This is a genomic window from Pseudomonas sp. FP818 (assembly GCF_030687335.1).
Classification (GTDB): Bacteria; Pseudomonadota; Gammaproteobacteria; order Pseudomonadales; family Pseudomonadaceae; genus Aquipseudomonas; species Aquipseudomonas shahriarae.
In genome coordinates, this window is the sequence record NZ_CP117427.1 from 4,687,384 (window position 1) to 4,709,589 (window position 22,206).

The following is a 22,206-nucleotide window of genomic DNA, read 5'->3' on the forward strand; positions in this document are numbered from 1 at the left end:
ATCGTGAAAGGTAGAGCACATGCCGACTCATCAATTACTCAACGGCCTGTCTGGCAATCTGCAATCGAGTACCGCCTGGGCCCAACAACAGGCGCTGGAGCTGATCCAGCGCAACGTTCACCAGGCCCTCGATGGCCTGGACACCCAGGAAAAAAAACGCTTTCTGCAGCTGCAACGCGACGCTCTCGCAGCCCTGGCGGCGGTTGAAACCGAGAAAGAGCGAGTGGTCCGGGCCTTCAAGACAGACAGCCTGATGCAGTTGCGCAACCGGATCGGCGGACGCGACCCGCAGTTATACCGCTTCGAGACCACCTACCTGGAAAAGGTCGAGCAAGCCTTGCCCTGGGATCGTCAACCGGGCAGCCATATCCGCGTGCCCCGCCGCTCCGATAGCAATCTGCGCGAAATCGAACACATCAAGAGCATGACCTTGTGGGAAGCCGCCTGCGTGAATTTCGGCTTTACCTCCGCCATTCGCCAGGACTCCGGCTACAGCCTGGTGGACGCCAGCCGCGTGGTCGGCCCCGATGGCGATCGCAGCCTCAGCGCCCGGGCGTTCATCACCATCGCCCGCGAGCTGGACCTGGGCCACCAGTTGCAAGTAAAGATCAAGGCCGCACTCGGCGAGAACGGCACGCTGCGCCGGTTGATGAGCGAGGCGGCGCTGGCACTCTTGCGGTTCGATGCGCTGGACGCCTGGCGCAACCGTGCCCACAACGGCATGACCCAGGCGGTATACGACAGCCTCACGGCGTTGATCGAGGGCAACGGGCCGCCCCTGGTCGTCGAGAGCCTGAGCCTGACCTCCGGCGTCACCCCCGTGATTGCCGTGCCCTTTGTGCCCTGGCAGAGTGCGATTCCCGTTCCGTTGCTGCTGATCAGAGTGGCCAGCCTCGCGGTGCTGTCCTATTTCCCCTTTCGCCCCGGCGGCGCGTTCCGCTACCACCGCGACGCGCGCTCGGCCGAGGCTGATTTTCGCCAGCAGTTGCTCGACAGTCACCAGCAAGGCGACCTCGGCTGGTTTTCCCGCCAATTACCGCTGGTAGGCCTGTCGTTGTTCCGGCCGTTGCTGACCCAGGAACCACGCCCCGAGGGCATGAGCTGGCTGGCCGGGCTTCTGTATGACGGCTTTCACAAAGCCTTCCCGGAACAGACGCTCAACGACATTCATTTCGCCACCGACCCTGCCACCGGCCCCACCGAAACCCTGCTGCAAGCCCTGACTTATCGCCAGATCCAGCGCTGCCAGGCCGATATCGACACCCTCGCCAACACCCGCTCCGAAGCCGACTGGCAAGCGCTCAAGGACGCCACCGCCGCTATCGCCAACGAAGTCCTGCAACTGTTGCTCACCCCCCTGCCCGGTGGGGTCACGGGGATGAATCGGGTCATGCAACTGGCGGTGCTCGGCAGCATGACCTACAGCGTCAGCGCAGGCCTGGATGAAGCCATCAAGGGCGACGCCAGCGGCTTCGCTTCGACCCTGACCGATGTCGCCGATCTGGCCGTCAGCGGGCTCTTGATCAGCGTTGCCGGCAAAGCCCATCGCCAGCGCATGCTCCACTACCTGCAACAGCTGGGTAACCCGCGCAAGGTCACGCGCCCCGACGGCGTGGATGAATTGTGGAAACCCGACGCCCGCCACTACGCCCATGACCAGCAATACCTGCTCGAAGGTAAAAGTGCCGATGCCCTGTGCGTGTTCACCGTACAAGGCAGGCAGTACGTCAAACTGCACCACGAGCGCCAGACCCTGGTGGCCGAGGTCATCCACGACCAGCACAATCAGCGCTACGTGCTCAAGAACAGCCGCAGCGCCTACAAGCCTGCGATTGTGTTTGCCCCGCACCTGCAAGCCTGGACCTTCGACTTGCACCACACCCGAGACCTGTCGGATACGCAGTTGCTGCAACAGATGCTGCACAATGGTTCGTCGATCATCTCCCCGGTCGACCTGGAACGGATGCTGCGCAGCACCGCCACCTCCCGCGCCATCCTGGAAAATGTCTGGCGCGGCGCACCGCCCCCCCTGAACCTGATCGAAGGCGTGCGGCGCCTGCAGGCCGATCAGGTGATCCAGCAGATTATCGAACACTTCCACGAAGCCGGTTATTTGCCCCCCTATGGCGATAGCGTGGTGCTGTGCCTGCTGACCCAACTGCCCGAGTGGCCCGCCGCAGTCCTGTTGAGCATCAGCGACCCACAACGCTCAGTGATCGAAACCTTTGGCAAGACTGAACAGCGGGTGCCTGGGTTGACGACCCTGACAATCGTGCGCAACGAAGACGGCAGTTACCAGGCCGAACGTTATCGCGGCCAGCCGCGCTACCGCGCCGCCCCCCTGCTGGACCTGGTCATCAGCCTGCAGCCCGACACCTCGCAACTGGGCCTGACGGAGCAAGCCGATGCCACGCCCGCCCAGCGGATCATGGCAGTGCGCCGTGCCGTTGTAGACCTGGCACGGCGCGAACGCACGGCCTTGTTCGCGGCCCTGGTGAACTACGCCAGTTATGAAAAAAGCGAGCAACTGCCGCCCCCCACTGTCCGGCGTTTCTTGCCGGTCAAGGCAGCAGAGCCCCTGGTGGCCGTCACCCCGCTGCTGAAAAAAATGCGCGACCTCAACAGCCCATTGTCACCGGCACTGCTCCAACGGCTGTTGGAACAGCATCCACTGAGCCCAAGCCAACAACAGGCCTACCTGCGTGGCGGGCTTTTGCCAACGGCCTTTTATGAGTTGTTGGACACTCACCGCACCGCCCTGCGCATCGACGCCGCCATCGACGCGCTGTATCACCCCCGTCAGTTCAACAACGACGCCGATCAATGGGCCAGGGAGTTCGCTTCCGCCTTGATACAGCAACGTCTCAAACGCAGATTCGTCATCACCGAAGTGATCGCTGACACCATCGCCAGCCCTTATGTCTCCAGCGGCCCCGACGACCTCACCGTGGAACTGCGCCACTTCGGCGAAGGCGTCTACGAGGCCTATGACATGCGCAATGCCGGCACGATTGCCGTGTCACCGGCGGTGGACAGCTTCTACCTGGCCATTGGCTCAGTGCTGCAACCCCATGAACGGCAGCTACTCAGCATGAGCAGCGAAACCGATGCCCTGGGCCTGCGCGCTACCCTGGGCGACTACATGAGCAACCAGCGCGGCCCTTCAGGCTTTGTCAGGCTGGCCAACGGTTCGCTGGCGCAATACGAACACACCCTGTCCTTGCCACACAAACTGCAGCTCGACGCCCTGGGCCTGCTTCCCCTCAGCGGCGACCATTACCTGCCCCTGTTTGGCTCCTGGTATCGGATCATCTATGACAGACGGGTATTCAAGTGGCGGCTCATGCACCCGCAAAAGGTCGGCGTCGACACCCCGACCCTGGAGCACAACGGTGAAGGTGCCTGGCGCCTGTCCAGCGAGAACCCGATGAGCTGGGATGACCACAGCCTGCTCTATCGCCTCGGGAGCGACCACTACGCATTCCCCAAGGATATGGCCACGTCCATTCTCGCCCTGACCGACACCCCGCCCCATGTATTGCGCCAGATACACCGTAGCAATCGGGCATCGCCGCCGCTGCTGGCCGATACGTGCAAGCGCTTGCGCATCGACCAGGAAATCAACCGGTTCATCGAGGCGATGTATGCCCTGCCCAGCAACCCTTTCGCCCGTCCGGACCTGCAGTTGCTGGTGATCTCCAGCCTGCCCGGATGGCCCGACACCCATGTGTTGCAGATTGTCGACCGCGATAATCGCGTCACCCACCAATACCCCGAGCACCAGCGGCCCGACAACCAGGTGGTGACGGTCACCGATGCGCAGTTCAAAAGTGCCCGGCTGCTCGAGGCCATCGTCCCCCACGATGACGTTATCGAGGGCCTCCTGGGGCAGGTCCCCAAGACCACCGAGCAGCGTCTGGTCCAACTGGTCACCCGGATCGTCGAATACACCGAACGGGAACGGGCGCAACTCCTCAAGTCTTTGTACCGACGCAGCGAGTCCGGCGGCACCGAGCAAGAGCGGCGTTTCAAGGCCAAACACCCGGAACTGCCCACCAGCACGGTCAAGGCGATCCTGGGCCAGGCCTCGTCACGGGAGCTCAGACAACTGCATAAGCACAACCAATTGAGCCTGCGCCTGGCGGAACAGGCGCGCACAAGTGCCCACGACTTGCGCCTGAACCGTGCGTACGAAGGCCTGTATGTGGATGCCTGCGCCAATGCCGACAGCGACCGGATCACCCTGTACCTGCTGCGACTCCTGCCCGCCTGGCCGAAAACCCTGCGCATTGATATTCGCGAATGGGACAACCAGGGACGCTTGCTGGAAACGGCAGGGCATCTGGTGGGGACATCACGCAAGACGATCGCCAGGACCAACCGGGGGTATCAGGCCTATGACCAACAGGGCGAACCGCTGGGCCAGCCATCGAACAGATTGCTGCGGGTCATTCTCAGTACCTTGTCTGCTGCCGAGCAGAGCTTGCTTCAGGTTGACACCCAAAGCGGTATCGCCGAGCTGCAGTACCAGCTTGCCGAACTGGCCTTCGCCCGCCGTATTGAAATCAAGGGTCTGCTGGACATCCCACACCTGCAACCCTGGATGCAACCGGCGATGGGCGTTGACCGTTCGTTCCTGGTGTATCCGTTATGGCAACGAATCTGGCCTTTTCGCGGCCCCCGGCCACCGGACCTGGTGGCCAAGGTCCAAGAGCTGTACCACCATTTCAACAACGACGATGCACGGCGACTGCTGCAGTCATTGAACATGAGCGACCCAGAAAAACTGCTCGAGCTGGAACGCCGCCAGGCGGAGTATCAGGCCATGGATGTGGAGCTGTCGCGCTGGAGTGAAACCCTGTTGCCGACCGACAACGAGCTCAACGATCCCCTGGGCATGAACCGCGGAAGGCGACGCCATATTGCCTACCAACTGCGCAGCGCATGGCGTCAGGAAAACGCTACGTTTTACATCGCCGGGCTATTCAACGTGCCCTCGCTGGAGTTGCAACTGGACGACGAAGGCTTGCCTCCTGCGTCATTCCTGACGGGCACCACCGGCTTCAATCACATTGAATACCTGCGGATTTCCGGCAATGCGTTCCCTGCGACAGGGTCGGAGTTTCTTGGCAAGTTCACCCAGCTCAAGGCATTGCGCATTGATTGTCGCCTGACTGAACTGCCCCAGGCGATCACCGACATGACCACACTTACCCACCTTGACCTGAACGACAACGACCTGCACTTGACCCAAGAGTCTGTGCAACGCCTGGCAAGCATGGTCAACCTGCAGAAACTCGATCTGAACGATAATCCGGACCTGACCCTCGTACCGGATGTCAGCCGGATGCTGCAGATGAATACCTTGCACTTGGCCAATACAGGCATCACTCAGTGGCCCATCGGCGCCAGCGCCCTGCCAAGCCTGACAGAACTGCACTTGCAGGCAAACGGGATCACCACCATCCCTGAAGAGGTTTTCACCAACCCATGGCTGCAAACTGCCAATCGCAACACCCTGCTCCATGAAAACCCGTTGTCCGCCGAGACCCTGGCGCGCATCGACACATACCGCCTGGATACCGGCATCCGCCTGGGCGGGCAACTTCGCACACCGGCCCATGCTCCCGTAGCGGCAAACGACCTCGACACCTGGCTGACAGGCGTCGCGGCACAAGACGTGCCCGCCCGCCGAGAGCTGTGGGAACAGTTGAAAGCGAATGAAACCGCCAGGGCCGATGATGTGTTCCGGGTGCTGCGTGACCTGAAGCGAACCCACGCCTATCGCCACACGGCATCGAGGGCGCGCCTGACCGAGCGGGTCTGGACCTTGCTGATCGCCATGGGCGAGTCGACGCAACTGCGCAACGCGGTCTGCCTCAATACCTATGGTTCAGGCAATTGCGGCGACAGCGTCCTGTTGGCATTTACCAACATGGAGCTGCATCACCGGATCCATCAGGCCAAGCAGCAGCCAAGGAGTTACCTGGCCGACAGGGCATTGCTGGAGCTGGCCAAGAGCTGCTTTTACCTGAACCAGCTGGATCACTTTTGCGACCGGTTTATTCTTGAGCGCGAGCAGGCAGGGCTTGAAGTCGACCCCGCCGAGGTCACCGTTTACCTGCGGGACAAACTGGCCCGTGAATTCAACCTGCCGTTTTATCCACTGGCGTTGCTGTACACCGTGGATGATTACGTCACCGACGAGGTGGTCAATGAAGCGCGCAGGAGTCTGCGGGCACTCGGCCAGTCACCGGCGTTGCAGGAAGCAATCTTGATGACCGACTTCTGGGTCGAGTATCTGGCCAGCAGCGAGCCGGAAGCGTTTTTCACCGTCAAGGGCACCATCGCTTACAAAGTCGGCGCGCTGAATCAGGAGTTTCCGACCAAGAACTCGGATGAGTATTGGACCCGCCACCAGCAACTGCTCGACGAGGAAACGGCCGAACAGAACCGCCTTGTGCGTCAGTTGACCGAGGGCACGCAACGGACGTTGATGCACGTCTGAAGCGCGACTGGCCTGCCTGTGAAGCAAACAGGCAGGCCAGGGGTCAGGGGATTACGCCGAACGTTGCGCGCCAAGACCGTCCTGGGTCGGCTGCAGCTTGAACACGTAGAACAGCACGGTCAGGAATACCAGGAACACCGGGCCCACATACAGCGCCACGCGGGTATCCGGGAAGTAAGCCATCAGGCCCACCACCAGTACCAGGAACGCCAGGGCCAGGTACGAACTGACCGGGTACAGCCACATGCGGTACTTCAGGGCCTTCTGTTCGGCCGGGCTCAGGCTCTTACGGAACTTGAGCTGGGCCAGCAGGATCATCACCCAGGTCCAGATCGCACCGAAGGTGGCGATGGAGGTGACCCATACGAAGACCTTGTCCGGTACCAGGTAGTTGGCCAACACCCCCAGCAGCAGGGCGAAGATCGACAACAGCAGGGCCTTGCGCGGCACGCCGTTGCTGGAGGTGGTACCGAAGGTCGCCGGGGCCTGGCCGTTCTGCGCCAGGCTGTAGAGCATGCGCCCGGTGCTGAAAATCCCGCCGTTGCAGGACGACAGCGCGGCGGTGATCACCACGAAGTTGATGATGCCGGCAGCCGTCTTGATGCCAAGACGCTCGAAGGTCATCACAAACGGGCTGCCCTGGGTGCCGATTTCATTCCACGGGTAGATCGACAGGATCACGAACAACGCGCCGACGTAGAACAACAGAATGCGCCAGAACACCGAGCCGATGGCATTGGGGATGGTCTTCTGCGGGTTCTTCGCTTCACCGGCGGTCAGGCCGATCATTTCCACGCCGAGGTAGGCAAACATCACCATCTGCAGGGACATCAACACGCCCTGCACGCCATTGGGCATAAAGCCGCCGTGGGCCCACAGGTTGGAAATCCCCAGCGCCACGCCGTCGTTACCGAAACCAAAGGCAATGATGCCGACACCGCCGATAACCATGGCAATGATGGTGACGATCTTGATCAGGGCGAACCAGAACTCGAACTCACCGAAGGCTTTTACCGCGATCAGGTTGATCGTGCCCATGCTGATCAGAGCCGCCAGGGCCCAGATCCAGCGCGGCGTATCGGGGAACCACACGCCCATATACACGGCAACGGCGGTGATTTCCGCAACGCAGGTCACCAGCCAGAGGAACCAGTAGTTCCAGCCGGTAAGAAAGCCCGCCAACGGGCCGAGGTAATCCTGGGCATAACGGCTGAAGGAACCGGCCACCGGGTTATGTACGGCCATCTCACCGAGGGCGCGCATGATCACCAGGATCGCCAGGCCACCAATGATGTAGGACAGCATGATTGCCGGGCCGGCCATCTCGATGGCCTTGGCCGAACCGAGGAACAGACCGACACCGATACAGGCGCCGAGCGCCATCAAGCGAATATGCCGTTCGCCGAGTTCGCGTTTGAGCGGACCGCCTTGAGCGGTCTCGCCATGGGGCAGATGGTTGCCAACAGGCATAGGGGTACAACCTCATTTTGTTATTGGATATGAACCACCGAGTGTCCGGCATCACGGCGGATCGCCACGACGCCCTCCTGCCAGGCTGCCTTTTGGGCAAACCTGCCTGGCCCTAGAAACCGGGCCCGCTCAGCGGGGGTGCAGTATAAAAAGCCATGAGCAGGGCTTTTCACTCAATAAACAGCAAGATTCAGCGAGAACTCTCGGCAAAAGCGCCTTTTACGGAGGAGCATCACCTGGGCAATGTAGGAATTGCCTTCATTAAACGGCGGCGAGTATTGCACAAGGATGGTGCACAGTCATGCCCCTACCTTTGGCGGATTTACCTGCGGGGATGGCTCTAGGACGGGCCTTCCCTGCGGTGTGCTGGCGTGGGGGCTTGTCCCCTTGCCTGACCACCGCTCGCGGTGTTTGCAGACATTCAGAGGGCTGGCTGTAAACAACGGGTATGCACACCCACCCAAACAACTGCACAGGAGAGATAGGTAGATCCCCCCGCACCACGCCACGTGCATTCGGCCAAAATCTCACACTCCACACAAATCCTTCCTACACGCCTACCAGCGTCTAAGCTTCAGACAAGTCCGATCAATCTGCGTGAATGGATCAATCGACTATGGGTGCTTCGTGGCAAACCAATTCGGCCAAGGCTGCGGTGCCAACCGACAGCCCGGATGAACAGCCACCGCCCCAAAAGCCCCGCAAACGACGCTATGCCTGGCGTATGTTGTGGTTGTTGCTGGTAATGGGCCTGATCGCGCTGGGGTTTGCCGCTTCCCGGGAAATGCGCACGTCCAAGTGGCAGGCGCGGGAGTTCAGTCGCCTGGCGGCAACCCTGACCTACAGCGTGCAGCCCGGCCCCAGCGATGCCATCGTCTACCCCGGTGCCGGCCCGTTCGATCAGCGCCTGGGCTACAGCGCCCTGGGTGACTTCTTACCCAGGCTGCTCAAGCGCGATTACCTGATCCAGTCCCAGGCGCGCTTCTCCGACGCGCTGATGAACCACACTCGCCACGGCCTGTTCGTGCCCTATGCCGAGAAAGTCCAGGCGGGCTTGTCGATCACCGATTGCCGTGGCACCGCGCTGTACCAGTTCAGCTACCCGCAGCAGCTCTACCCTTCCTTTGCCGATATCCCGCCACTGGTGGTCAACAGCCTGCTGTTTATCGAAAACCGCGAGTTGCTCAACCCCGCCCAGCCCCAGGCCAACCCCGCCGTGGACTGGCCGCGCTTTGCCAAGGCCGCCTGGTCCCAGGTCGCCAAAGTGTTGCACTTGCCCGGCCAGACGGCGGGCGGCAGTACCCTCGCCACGCAATTGGAAAAGTACCGCCACTCCCCCGACGGGCTGACCCTGTCCGGCGGCGAAAAAATTCGTCAGATGATTTCCGCCAGTGTGCGCACTTATCAGAATGGTCCGCAGACGCTGAAGGCACGGCAAAACCTCGTGCGCGATTACCTCAACAGCGTGCCGTTGTCGGCAGTGCCGGGGCATGGCGAAGTGCATGGCATGGCCGAGGGCCTGCGGGTGTGGTACGGCGCGGACTTCAACCAGACCAACGCCCTGCTCGCCGGCAGCGACCCACAATCCCTGGCGCAAAAAGGCCTGGCCCTGCGTGAAGTGCTGTCGCTGATGATTGCCCAGCGCCGCCCGTCCCATTACCTGACCAAGGGCCGCGATGAACTGGCGCAGCTCACCGACAGCCATATCCGCCTGCTGGCCCAGAACGGCGTGATCGAACCGGCACTGTCCACGGCGGCCCTGGCCAGTCAGGTCAACTATCGGGACTGGCAGCAGCAACCCACCCTCCGGCCAATCGAAACCAACAAGGGCATCAGCGTCGCCCGCAGCCGCCTGGCCGCCCTGCTCAATCGTTCGCTGTACGACCTGGACCGCCTCGACCTGGCCGCCACCAGTACCCTGCAAAGCGATCTGCAAACCCAGGCCACCGAGTACCTCAAGCGCCTGGCAGACCCGAGCGTTGCCGGCCAACTCGGCCTGCTCGGCCCGCGCCTGCTGACCGCGGCCGGCACCGCTCAGGTGCGCTACAGCTTCAACCTCTACGAAATGACACCCGACGGCGCCCGGGTGCGGGTGCAAACCGACAACACCGACCAACCCTTCGATATCAACGAGAGCAGCAAGTTGGAACTGGGCTCCACCGCCAAGCTGCGGGTGCTCACCACCTACCTGCAAATCATCGGCGAACTGCACGAGCGCTATGCCGGGCAGACGCCCGCCGCGCTGAAAAAAGTCGTGCTCGACGAGCAGGACCGCCTGTCCCGCTGGGCCGTGGATTACCTGGTGCAAAACAGCGACCGGAGCCTGGCGAACATGCTCGACGCGGCCCTCGACCGGCAGTACTCCGCCAGCCCCGGCGAACGTTTTTTTACCGGCGGCGGCCTGCATCGCTTCAATAACTTTCGCAACGAAGACAATGGCCGCAACCCGACCCTGCGTGATGCCCTGCGCGAATCCATCAACCTGCCGTTTATCCGGCTGATGCGTGACCTGGTGCGCTACAGCACCTACCAGGCACCGGGCAACAGCGCCCAGTTGCTCAAGGACGACAGCGACCCGCGCCGCCAGGAATACCTGGCCCAGTTCGCCGACCGCGAGGGCAAGACCTTTTTGCTGCGGTTCTGGAAAAAATACCGCAACAAGGACACCCAGGCCCGGCTAGCGACTTTTCTCGACAGCATTCACCCCACCGCCATTCGCCTGGCCGCCGTGCACCGGTACCTGTTGCCCCAGGCCAGCCAGCAGAGCTTCAACAGCTTTGTGCGCTCCCATCTGACCGGGACCAAGGCCGCGGAAAAACTTACCGATGCACGCCTGGAAAAGCTCTATCAAGACTACGGCCCCGGCGCCTATGACCTGCCGGACCAGGGTTACATCGCCAAGGTCCACCCACTGGACTTGTGGCTGCTTGGCTACCTGCTGAACAGCCCCGACGCCACCTTCGCCCAGGCCGTCGCCGCCAGCCAGTACGAGCGCCAGGAAGTCTATGGCTGGCTGTTCAAGAGCCGCCACAAAAGCGCCCGGGACACCCGTATCCGCACCATGCTGGAGATTGAGGCGTTCCTCGATATTCATCAGCGCTGGCAGGCGGTTGGCTATCCCTTCGACCACCTGGTGCCGTCCCTGGCCACCGCCATCGGCAGCTCCGGTGACCGCCCGGCAGCCTTGGCGGAACTGGTAGGGACGATCCTTAACGATGGGGTACGTGAACCGACGCTGCGGATCGACAGCCTGCACTTCGCCCCTGGCACGCCCTATGAAACCCGACTGGTGAACCACCCCGATAAAGGCAAGCGGGTGATGCCCAGCGAAGTCGCCACAGCCCTACGGAGTGCGTTGTCCCAGGTGGTAGACGCAGGCACCGCAAAAAGGCTGTCGGGCAGCTTCAAGTTGGCCGACGGCACGCCACTGGCCATGGGCGGCAAGACCGGCACCGGGGATAATCGCATCGAAGCCATTGGCGCCGGCGGGCGCGTCCTCAGTTCCAAGGCAATCAACCGCACGGCGACGTTTGTGTTCTATATCGGCGATCGGCATTTCGGTACCTTGACCGCCTTTGTCCCCGGCAGCGGTGCGCAGAACTTCACGTTTACCTCGGCGCTGCCGGTCCAGGTGCTCAAGGGCATGGCGCCGGTGCTGACGCCCTATCTGCAGCCCGCTGGCCACACCTTGTGCAGCGCGCCCTAGCCGTTGATCTCGACGACTCTCTCGGAGCTGCCTTCCACCAGGAAAAACCGGTAGGTCCGCCCGGCCTGTTTTTCAAAGCTGAATACCCGCCCCGGGAAGATATGGTTCTTGGTCACGGGGGCGCAGTCCGTACGATCCGCTACCGAACAGTCCTTGAACTCATCCACCACCACGACGGTGTTGCCGGCGTTGCGCAGGGTGTAGGTGCGGCCACCGTTTTCGGTGCGGGTATCGAAACGGCTGTGCTCGGGCCGCACAAAGAACACCGTGCCGTACCCCGACATCACCCGCACACCTGCCGTCAATGACGCCTCATACGCCGCGCGGTCCTCGTCGTTGACGCCAAAGTCATCGTCCTTTTCCGGCGCCACGGGCAAGTAGCGCACCCGGAAGTAACGCTCCCGGTCCCGCTCCCCCATAAACAGGAAGCGCGTGCTTTGCATCGCATTGGCGGGCACGATCAAGCGTGCCGGGCTGGCCATCAGGCCATCGCGCACCATGCCGTCGCCTTGGCTTTGGAGCGGTACTTCGTCGTAGCTGCCATCGGGTTTGTAGAGCATTTCGGTGACATTGATCTTGACGAACGCGGTGCTGGTGCCGCCATTGAACACGCGCTTGAGATAAGTGTTTTTGTCGCCATTCAAGTAATCGTAAAAATCCCCGACATTGATGGCCGGCCCGGCATAGGCATTGAAGGACCACAGCCACGCGCCCAGTACTGCATAAACGTATTTCATAACCACCTCTTACGGTCGCAACGCGTCGAATATCAGGTTAACGCTGCCAAAATAGTCGCCCGGCACGTAGCCGTCCTCCGGCTCGACGGCAGCAATGTCCAACAGCACTCGCTTGCCGACCCGCGCTTGATCGGCGGGCACCACCAGGGTGTCCGTCAGGTCCAGCGCCTGGCCGTTGAAGGACACGTTCAACAGGATCAGGCGCCGGCCGTTGGACAGCACCGGCAGATCGCCCAGGCGCGCGACAATCCCGCCGGCGCTGTTTTTCACGTCGAAGTGTTCGCGCAACGGCTTGAGCGTGCGGGTCACCAGGTTCCACGCCATTTCTTGCTCACGCTCTAAAAACACCGGGTTGATCGGCAGCACATAAAAGTCGGCGGTGGGAATGGTGACGGAGACCTCGAACACCTGCTCTTCACGGATCGCGTGGGCCTGGGTACTGAGCAACGTGACAACCACCAGTAACAGTGCTGCCAACACGACTTTGCAGCCTCTGCATGGGCGGTGCCCGTGCCTATGTGCTCTTTCAATGACCATTAGCCTTTGACCTCATATGGTTTTTTCTCGCTGCCCTCAACCAGAGTGAAGCGATACGTACGCCCTGCCTGCTTGGGGAAGCTGAAGGCACGGCCCGGCAGGATGTGGTTCTTGGTGACGGGCAAACATTCCTGGGCACCGTCGCTGGCGCAGTCCTTGAACTGGTCGACCACCACCACGCTGTTGCCATCGTTATGCATCCCGTACTCAGTGGGCTGATCGTCGATACGGGTGGCAAAGCGCGTGACCTTGGGCCGCACGAAAAACACTGTGCCAAACCCCGCCAGTACCGTGACGCCGGCCGAGAGGTTGGTTTTATAGGCCTCGCGCTCGTCGCTGGAGACGGCAAAATCGTCCTCCGGCTCCGGCATCACCGGCACAAAACGCACGCGGAAATAGCGCTCTTTGTCGCGCTCGCCCAGGTACAGCAAACGTGTGCCTTGCATGCCATCGGCAGGGACGATCAGGCGTGCCGGGGTGGCCATCAAGCCGTCGCGGGCGGTGTTCTCGAGGTTGCTCTTGAGCTCCACTTCCTCGGAGGTGCCGTCGGCGTTGTAGAGGATCTCCATCACCGAGACTTTGATAAATGCCGTGCTGTCACCGCCGTTGAAAACCCGTTTGAGGTAGGTACTTTTATCGCCGTCCAGGTAGTCATAGAACACCCCGACATTGATGTTGGGAGCGGCCGGTGCCGAGATCGGCAACCAGCACAGCGCACACAGCGCCAACAGATGTTTCATCTTCATCAGTCTCATTTAAAGTTCCGAGTCCCAGACCACCGTGACCTGGCCCGAGTAAGTGCTGCCACCGCGCTCGAGCATCTGGTCGGCGTGGTCTTTCTTGACCTCGAAGTGCAACGTGCCGGGCCGCCTGTTGACGTAGAAGCCCGGATTGAACTGCTCGGTACCGGCGCCGCTGAGCAGCAGCGGCTGGCGAATCACGGCGCTGCCGTCGGCCCGGTTCAGGCCATGGGGCAGGCTCACGCTGACGTCCAGCGGCACCTCGTGGCCGTCGGTGGTGTTCTTCAAGGCACAGGTGTCGCCGATAGACCGCTCACAGCTCATCTGCATCTTGAAACGCGACGAGGCAGAAATGCTGAAGGTCTGGTCGCGAAACAGACGCGCAGGTTTGCGACCCTGATTCAGCCAGGCTTGCCAGCCGCCTTGGGGTACCAGCTCGATACGGTTGCCGTTGGGGGGAACTTCGACTTTGAGGTCATGTTGCACCGCCAGGGTGAAATTCAGAGTCAGCGTAGGGCTGCTGGGCATCATCACGTCGCCCAAATCGAAGTCCTTGCCGGGCCCTACGGTGTATTGATGACTACCGATGTACTCCCCTGAAGACATGCCCAATGGGTTGGGCGTGATGAGTTCATAGGCAAACTCCAGGCTGTTTAAGCGCATGGTGGGAATGTCGAACCTGGCCTGTCTGGCACATAGAGAGCCGACGGGGGTTCGCCAGAAAAACCCATAGGTTATCGTCCCATAAAGGCTCACCCCGGTGCCCAGGCAGGTACGCGGCGGGTACACCCAACTGGAGCCGGTCCACATTCTCTGATGAGCCTGCAAAGGGGTCACGCCCCCTCCGACCAGGCTAATCAGGTTGGGAATGGAATATGTCGAACCGACCCCCATGATCCGTACCTTTAACGTCTCGGTCTCCTGAGTCTGCCGATGCACCACGGTCAGATCCTGCCACTCCGTTGGGACCTTAAACATTGCGCCTTGCCGTTGATCCGTATGAAACGCAGAGATTTGCGTCACGGACTCAGCCGAAATAGCAGCCCTGAGGCTGAATATGTTCAAGGACTTACACTGGGCAGGGAATGACACACAGTAACCAACACTGGGCGTTTTGTTCTCGAACTTGTTCAAGTGCGGCTGTGCAGGGTCCGGCCGAAACTCAGCATGAATGCTCATCTCCACAGCGATTGCAGGCATTGCCAGCGACGCCAGTAACACGCTGGCCGCCACCTGCGAGCCACGCCCTAGCCACTTCGCTACATTCATGCCGCTACCACTGACGGCCTCTATCTGACGGCAGCTCATATTTGTGAATCCCAGACCACTGAGACCTGGCCCGTGTAGGTGCTACCGCCTCGACTGAGCATCTGCTCGGCGTAATCTTTCTTGACCTCGAAGTGCAGGGTGCCGGGCCGCCTGTTGACGTAGAAGCCCGGATTGAACTGCTCGGTGCCGGCGCCGCTGAGCAGCAGCGGCTGGCGATTCACCGCGCTGCCGTCTTCACGGTTCAGGCCATGGGGCAGGCTGACGCTGACGTCCAGCGGCACTTCATGACCGTCCGTGGTGTTTTTCAAGGCGCAGGTGTCCCCTACGACCTGATCGCAGGCCATCTGCATCTTGAAGCGCGACGAGGCGGAAATATTGAACGTCTGGTCACGGAACAACCGTGCCGGCTTGCGCCCCTGGTTCACCCAGCCTTGCCAGCCGCCCTGGGGCACCAGTTCGACACGGTTACCGCCCGGGGGGACGTCCACCTGGAGCTGGTGTTGCACTTCCAGGGCGAAATTGAAGGTCAGTTGGTTGTCCGACGGAATCAGCACATCGCCGAAGTCATAATCTCCCCCAGGCCCCATGGTGTAGGTGAGGCTGCCAGAGTATTCACCGCTGGACATGCCTAGCGGATTGGGGGTTTTAAGCTCATAGGCATACTCGAGTTGGAACAGGCGCAACCTGGGAATATCCAGCGAGGGCTTGCGACCACAGGCGCCTGCTCCTTCAGGGACCAACCAGAAATACGTGGCAGAGGCATTGGTAAACTTAAGGTGACCAGTACTTCGGCACGGGCTCGGAGCGTTTTGCCATTGCGCATGCCATGCACGTCCAGGTTGCGCCCAAGCCGCCACCCCCGGCGGATTGGCCGCAGTCCAGACGCCACCTAGCCCGGCAATACGCATCTTTACGGTCTCGACTTCCCCGGTTCTGTTATGCGTCACCAGCACATCTCGCCACTCGGATGGCACTTTTACGTAATAGCCCTGGCGGTCATTCTCATGGTTGGCCAGGATCGGCCCGTTGGATAACGCCTCAAAGTTCCACTCCCGCAGGCTGAAGATATTCAACGCCTTGCACTGGTTTGGAATGTGAGACTCGCAAATAGAACTGATAGGCGTTGTATTACGAAACTGGTTCACAAACGGATTGCCGGGGTCCGGCGTAAACACGGCCGTGATGTCCTGGGTCAGCGCCACTGCCGTCGAACTGAACAACAACGTAGCGCCTACTCCTCCCAACTGGCAGATCAAAGTTCTGATGCGTTTCATGGTGGTCGGTAATCTCGTCATGCCACTCAACCTGCGGTCTGCTGGGTAAAGGTGGAGTCGGCCAGGGTGTCCGGCGTGCAGCGCAAATCCCCAATCATCAGCACGTCGTTTTCACTGTGCGCATTGGCGGTATCCAGGCGGAACTGGCACAGCAGCTGGTTGTTACGCCGCACCTCGAGGGTCGGCGAGCTGGCGTTCATTTCCAGGGAGAAAAACCCATCGACCTCGCTCACCCCACGGCTGGCGTGGTTGAGAATGTGGTGGCCCTTGAGCGGTTTGCCCTGGGGGTCCACCAGGCGCCCGAGCACGGTGACGGTGCGCATCACGCTGATCTTGCGATAGTCCACGCCGCCCTTGTTCAGGTGGTACGCCGTGCGCGGTGGCTGGATATTGGCCGCAGGTGCGTGGTTACCGTCGAAGTCGAAGCTGACCGAACTGCCCTTGTAGGCGGCGATTGGGATGAAGTTGCGCCCAGGTCGCAAGATGGTGCTGCCGCCACTCAAGTCATCGGCCCGCAGGACGATGTCGTCCACATCGCTTTCAACGTCGACAATCATCCCCGAACCGCTGCCGGCATACTGGCTGGTGAGCACCATCCGCTGCCCGCCGACGGCAAAGGTGCTGTCCAGGTTGAGGCCACCGGTCAGGTCGTTATTGAACGATGAGCGCTGCACAAAACCGTCGCCATTGACCGCATCGGTCTGGAAGCTGGCCATGCCGGACAGCCCGACGCCGTAGGTGTCAACCAGGGCGGTGGCCGAAACACTTTGCAGAACATGATCCTGCAGGTCGCGGCGATAGCTCAGCGAGCCGTTGTTGTCGCGGCCACCGTCACGGGAGGTGCGTGTACCGATGCTGGCCGACCATTGTTCGCCCGGGCTGCCAAGGGCCAGGCTGACGCTCAGGTCGACCCCGCGATTGCGCTTGTCGCCGGTGCTGGAGCTGGCAGGACGGTCGAACAACGACAGTCGCCAGTTGGCGTCATTGCCAAACAGGTGAGCCCGTTCGGTCCAGCCCAGGTCCAGCCCCAGACCTTGAACGTTGCCTTCGCTATAAGCCAACCGGGCGTTGATGGAACGCAGGTTACTCAGGCGATGGTTCACTGACAGCGACGACTGGCTGGTCTGGCCGACAAAGATATCGCGCTGGCGAATGCGGGTGCCGTCGGGCAGGGTTTCGTAGGTGTTGCGGTTATCCAGCCAACTGCGGGTGTGGTTGAGCACCACACTGCCCAGCCCGTAGTTGTAGAGGCTGTTGAAGTCGACGCCGGTGCCGTAACTATCGGTCTGGTAGATGTTGGCGTAGAGACTGGCGTTATTGGCCAGGGACCAGTCGACGGACGTGCCGTACTGCATGTTGTCCTTGACCTGGCGCCCGGACAACCCCAGTACCACTCGAGGGTGAGCCAGATAGTTGAGGGAGGCACCGGCGGTCAGGTCGCCACTGGGTTGCTCGTCCCAGTTGCTGAGCAGTTTGCTTTCTTGCCCGGCAAAGACGTTGTAGCGCCAGCGGTTGTCGAGGTTGCGCCAGTTATTGGGCTTGTACACCAACTCCTGGGTGGTGCTGGTGATCTGCCCGTCTTCCACCAGGCGCACTTCCACCTCGTAGATGCCGCCGGGCAAGGGCCGTGTGTCCAGGCTCTGCAAGCCCGTGGTAACGGCCTGGGTGTTGATCAACAGCCCGTTGCGGTAAATCTCGACCGAGGCCTGGCGATTGGCCGTGACGTAAATGGGGTAGATGCTCGGCTTGGGATTGCTGATCATCAGGCTGTCGGAGCTGCCGTACATCACGCCCACGGCGGTGTCGGGGCTCGCGCCGAACGTACGCAGTTGCCGGGTCAGGCCTTCGGCGTTAGGCGTGAAGTAACCCAGGCGCAGGAACTCACCGTGCAGTTCACGCTGGGAGTACAACGAGTACACGGCGTGGTTGAGGGCATCGTCATCCGGGCCGCCCAAGCGCGAGAACTGCATGTTCAGCACCTGGTTCCAATTGCCCAGACTGCCGCTGGCATCCAGCCCCAGGCGTCCGCCCAGGTCCTGGCCCTGGCCGCCACTGATATTCAGCTGGTTACGCACGATCAGGCCCGTGCTGCCGCCCGTGGGCAGGGAGTAGTACTTCGATTCTTGCCCTTCACGCTCGGCATTCTCGGTGAGCAATGTGAGCAGGGACTTTTCCAGGTTGTAGTGCACCGCCAGCAACTGATCCGGGCAGCTACTTTCGCAGGCCCCCAACGGCACACCCTGCTTGAGGTAGTCACCCCAGCGGTCGCGCTCGATATCCTTGATCACACTGCCTTCATGGTCAGTGAAATCCAGCAGGGTCAGGCGGTCGTCGCGGGTGAGGACAATCATCGCCTCAGAGACGAACTCCTCATCCAGTTCGACCCGTACCGCCAACGGCACATCAAAAAAATGCTCCTCGAAGTCAGCCGGTAAACCCTTGGCCTGGGACAGCAAACTTCTTGGGGTTGTGCCAGTTGCCGCGTCAGCTGCAAACGCCCCCGTACAAAACAACAAGGCGAGCGCTGCCGCGATGAAAATCATCGGGAACATGAACGGATACTCTGATTACGCACAGGGAATACTTGAATACCGATCAACCGACAGCGACTGCCTGTCGATCGGTAGGGCTAAGCAATAAGCCGATGCTTACTGATCAACAGGTCGCCTTTACGGCGCAACGCGTGGCTCGTGATCGAACACCACGGTGTAGTTGGTGGTGAACAGGCCTGCGTCGGTGTCGGCTGGCTTGGCGGCCACAACCACCATATCGGCCTGGGTGCCCGGGGTGGAGCTGGCGTCATCCACGACTTCCAGTGGCGAACCGGTCAGGGTCACGCCGTTGAAGGAAGTGGTCAGGGGGATGGAGGACGTGCCGTTGCTCAGGGATGCCGGGCCGCCTTCGATGTAGGCCTTGATCGAACCGTCAGTATTTTTTACCGCGTAGGTGGCACGGATCTGGCTCAATTGGCCAGTGACGGTGTTGTAGGACATGGTTTCATCCTTACCGAAATCCGGATCCACCGGCTGGGCGTGGAACTGTTTGGTAGGAATGGTTGCCTTGATGTTGATGACGCTGGTGGCTTCACCGGCAGCAAATACGCTGGAAGAGCCGATAGCCAACAAGACCAATGGCAGGACGAAAGCAGTTTTTTTCAGCATCGTTAAATACCTGTTGTCACTTTAAGTAAGTTAAAGATTCGACTCGATCGAAACTTCATGACGCGCCACAAGCCCAACTCCAAGTTGAGTCCTAAGACGCAAGTAAATTATCTGCCGATTCCAACTTCAGGTAAGCCAGCCATTTCCGTGTAGCGCGTAGTTATCAAACCCTCTATGCAGGCAGAAAAAATCCTGAAAACTCAATAAGTCACGTATTACCTGTCATCCCGGTAATACAGGCAACATTAGTTCGGCTTACCTATATAAGACATCGTTCCGTAAGAAATGGAGTACACGAATAGGTATAGCTAAGCAGAACTTACTTTAGAGCAAAAACTCCACAACTCTATTTAAACCGACCATTTATAAATCAGCCTGTGGTGCCGGTGATAGCACCCGGGGTTGGCGCCCTACCGTTCGTCAGAAGGCATTGCTCGATCCATAAGATATATCTTACGTTATGTCTTAGACACCCACAGAGAGCATGACAATGAGAGACCATCATTCCCACCGTGAACCCGGTGACGGCCGCGACGGCTTCGAGAAACGCCCAGGCCGCGAGCGCGGTGGCCGGGGGCCCCGAGTCTTTGCCCCGGGCGATCTGAAAATCCTCCTGCCGGCGCTGATCGCCGAACAGCCGTGCCATGGCTACGACCTGATCCGCCAGATCGAAGGGTTGTTCGACGGCGCCTATAGCCCCAGCCCCGGGGTGATCTACCCCACCCTGACCTTCCTCGAAGAAAGCGAGTTGATCAGTGGCGACGCCGAGGGCGGGAAAAAACGCTACACAATCACCGACGCCGGACGTCTCTTCTTGAGTGAGCAGAAAATTGCCCTGGACGGTGTGCGCATGCGCATCGACGTGAGCAAGCGTTCGCTGCGCGGCCACGACCGGCCACCCGAGATCCACGAGGCGGTGCACAACCTGCGCCATGCCTTGCAACTGCACCACGGGCGCTGGAGCCCGGAAGAAATCACGCGTGTTGCGGGGCTGCTCAACAGCACCGCCCAAGCCATTGTGGATGGCCCGGCCGTCCAACCTGTACAGGGGAAAAGTGAATGAACAAGCCCGTCATCCACCGCGTCACCCACGAGATCAAACGCCGCTGCCTGCAGGTATTGCGGGTGGTCGATATCACCCCGCGGATGCGCCGCATCACCCTGGGTGGCGAGCAACTGGCCGGGTTTATCAGCCTGGGCAGCGATGACCATATCAAGCTGCTGTTCCCGCAGAACGCCGCAGAACTGGCCGCACTGCAAAGCCCGACCTTCACCATCAAGGGCGAGGGCCCACAACCGGCGATGCGCGACTACACGCCACGGCGTTTCGACCTGGCCCTCGGGGAGTTGGATATCGACTTTGTGCTGCATGGCGACGGCCCGGCGTCGACCTGGGCCGAGCAGGCTGCCGTCGGCCAACACCTGTACATCGGCGGGCCACGGGGCTCGATGATCGTGCCGGATATCTTCGACAGCTACCTGCTGATCGGCGACGAAACCGCAATCCCGGCCATTGCCCGGCGCCTGGAAGAACTGCCGGCGGGGCGCAAGGTGCTGGCAGTGATTGAAATTGCCGATGAGCACGAAAAGCAGGCGCTCGACAGTGCGGCGGATGTGGAAGTGATCTGGGTGATGCGCGGGGTCGATGACCTGCTGGCCACGGTGGAGCACCTGCAGCCACCGGCCGGGGCGCTGTATGCCTGGGTGGCTACCGAGACCAAGCTGTCACGCCAGGTTCGGCGGGTGCTGCTGGATAAGCACCAGCTCAACGACGAATTCGTCAAGGCCGTGGGCTACTGGCGAGCCCAGGGCAGCGACGAAGAATAGGACTCACTCGGTCAAAATGTGGGAGCGGGCTTGCCCGCGATTGCGCTGTATCAGTCGGCACATTTGCTACTGACCCACTGCAATCGCGGGCAAGCCCGCTCCCACATTAGTCCTTCGTTACCTTGGGGATCTTGTCCAGCCCCACTATCGCCAACGCCACCGCCACAAACCCCAGCAATATCCCCCCCGCATTCATAAACACCTGTGGATATCCCAAGGTGTCGACATCAATAAACGGGTACTGATACTGCCCCAGCATATGCCCGCGCAGCAGCACGTACACGAAATACAGCAGCGGGTAGATCGCCCAATAGCCGATGTGCCTGAGGCGCAACGTCCCCTTGGGCACACACCGCCACCAATACCCCAGGAACAGCAGCGGCATCACATCGTGGAGCAACTCGTCGGCGATAAACTGCCAGCCCTCGGGGCTCCACAAATGCCGCAGCAGCAGGCTATACGCCAGCCCCACCACGACGATACTCACCGCTATCCCGCTGCTGACCGCAGGCTGCAGGAAAAAGCGGCGCCCGGCTGAAGGGCGATTCACCAGTGCGTAACTGAGCACCACCGCCGCCAGGGTATTGGTCAGCACCGTGAAGAAGCTGAAGAAACTCACCAACCCACCCAACAGGCTGGCATCGGCCATCCAGCGTGAGTAGAGGACCAGGTACTGCTGGATCGCCAGGCCCGCCCAGCCGGCCAGCGCCGCTGACGCGATAAAGCGCTTCATGGGATCAGTCCAGCGGGCGTTTGGTGCGCATCAGCTTGACGTACAGGCCTTCGACTTTCTCCCGCGCCCACGGGGTCTTGCGCAAAAAGGTGAGGCTGGACTTGATGCTCGGGTCGTTCTTGAAGCAGCGGATATCAATGCGCTCGGCCAGGCCTTCCCATTCGTAATGCGCCACCAGTGCAGTGAGCACCTGTTCCAGGGTAACGCCGTGCAGGGGGTTGTTATTCGATGCGGTCATGCCGGG

14 protein-coding genes are annotated in these 22,206 nt (G+C 60.8%); 4 read left to right on the forward strand and 10 right to left on the reverse strand.

The window, feature by feature from the left end:
- Positions 1-19: 19 nt before the first annotated feature.
- A complete protein-coding gene (locus PSH80_RS21310) occupies positions 20-6,508 on the forward strand; it encodes an NEL-type E3 ubiquitin ligase domain-containing protein (protein WP_305418220.1) in 6,489 nt (2,162 codons plus the stop codon).
- A gap of 51 nt (positions 6,509-6,559) precedes the next feature.
- Here PSH80_RS21310 and PSH80_RS21315 read toward each other — a convergent pair whose 3' ends face one another.
- A complete protein-coding gene (locus PSH80_RS21315; RefSeq protein ID WP_057958570.1) occupies positions 6,560-7,978 on the reverse strand; it encodes an amino acid permease in 1,419 nt (472 codons plus the stop codon).
- Between the two features lie 616 nt (positions 7,979-8,594).
- Here PSH80_RS21315 and PSH80_RS21320 point away from each other — a divergent pair.
- Positions 8,595-11,684, forward strand: coding sequence for a transglycosylase domain-containing protein (locus PSH80_RS21320; protein WP_198830320.1), 3,090 nt, complete (start codon positions 8,595-8,597; stop codon positions 11,682-11,684).
- Here the strand turns inward: PSH80_RS21320 and PSH80_RS21325 are convergent.
- The 7 genes from PSH80_RS21325 to PSH80_RS21355 all read right to left on the reverse strand — a co-directional run bounded on the left by PSH80_RS21325 (position 11,681) and on the right by PSH80_RS21355 (position 19,402).
- Positions 11,681-12,421 (reverse strand): hypothetical protein, encoded by a 741-nt coding sequence (locus tag PSH80_RS21325; RefSeq protein WP_057958568.1) that lies wholly within the window; start codon positions 12,419-12,421, stop codon positions 11,681-11,683. The genes PSH80_RS21320 and PSH80_RS21325 overlap by 4 nt on opposite strands.
- A gap of 9 nt (positions 12,422-12,430) precedes the next feature.
- A complete protein-coding gene (locus PSH80_RS21330; RefSeq protein WP_057438311.1) occupies positions 12,431-12,901 on the reverse strand; it encodes a CS1 type fimbrial major subunit in 471 nt (156 codons plus the stop codon).
- Positions 12,902-12,957: 56 nt separating this feature from the next.
- Complete coding sequence (locus tag PSH80_RS21335) at positions 12,958-13,698, reverse strand: hypothetical protein (protein ID WP_057438396.1); 741 nt, start codon at positions 13,696-13,698, stop codon at positions 12,958-12,960.
- A 15-nt stretch (positions 13,699-13,713) separates the two neighbouring features.
- Complete coding sequence (locus tag PSH80_RS21340; RefSeq protein ID WP_057438309.1) at positions 13,714-14,361, reverse strand: hypothetical protein; 648 nt, start codon at positions 14,359-14,361, stop codon at positions 13,714-13,716.
- 641 nt (positions 14,362-15,002) lie between these two features.
- On the reverse strand, positions 15,003-16,262 hold the full coding sequence (locus PSH80_RS21345) for a hypothetical protein (RefSeq protein WP_225923819.1): 1,260 nt from the start codon (positions 16,260-16,262) through the stop codon (positions 15,003-15,005).
- 5 nt (positions 16,263-16,267) lie between these two features.
- On the reverse strand, positions 16,268-18,793 hold the full coding sequence (locus tag PSH80_RS21350; protein ID WP_169959716.1) for a CS1-pili formation C-terminal domain-containing protein: 2,526 nt from the start codon (positions 18,791-18,793) through the stop codon (positions 16,268-16,270).
- A 117-nt stretch (positions 18,794-18,910) separates the two neighbouring features.
- Positions 18,911-19,402: a CS1 type fimbrial major subunit gene (locus PSH80_RS21355; protein WP_170044097.1), complete on the reverse strand. Its 492-nt coding sequence runs from the start codon at positions 19,400-19,402 to the stop codon at positions 18,911-18,913.
- Between the two features lie 490 nt (positions 19,403-19,892).
- On the opposite strand from PSH80_RS21355, the gene PSH80_RS21360 reads away from it, so the two are divergent.
- Together PSH80_RS21360 and PSH80_RS21365 are read left to right on the forward strand one after the other, a co-directional pair.
- Entirely contained in the window at positions 19,893-20,465 is a 573-nt protein-coding gene (locus tag PSH80_RS21360) for a PadR family transcriptional regulator (RefSeq protein ID WP_057958564.1), read from the forward strand.
- Positions 20,462-21,229, forward strand: a complete 768-nt coding sequence (locus PSH80_RS21365) for a siderophore-interacting protein (RefSeq protein ID WP_115128922.1) — start codon at positions 20,462-20,464, stop codon at positions 21,227-21,229. Before PSH80_RS21360 ends, PSH80_RS21365 begins: the two co-directional genes overlap by 4 nt.
- A gap of 106 nt (positions 21,230-21,335) precedes the next feature.
- Here PSH80_RS21365 and PSH80_RS21370 read toward each other — a convergent pair whose 3' ends face one another.
- Positions 21,336-21,962 (reverse strand): Pr6Pr family membrane protein, encoded by a 627-nt coding sequence (locus PSH80_RS21370; RefSeq protein WP_115128923.1) that lies wholly within the window; start codon positions 21,960-21,962, stop codon positions 21,336-21,338.
- 4 nt (positions 21,963-21,966) lie between these two features.
- Positions 21,967-22,200 (reverse strand): VF530 family DNA-binding protein, encoded by a 234-nt coding sequence (locus tag PSH80_RS21375; protein ID WP_057438302.1) that lies wholly within the window; start codon positions 22,198-22,200, stop codon positions 21,967-21,969.
- Between the last annotated feature and the right edge of the window lie 6 nt (positions 22,201-22,206).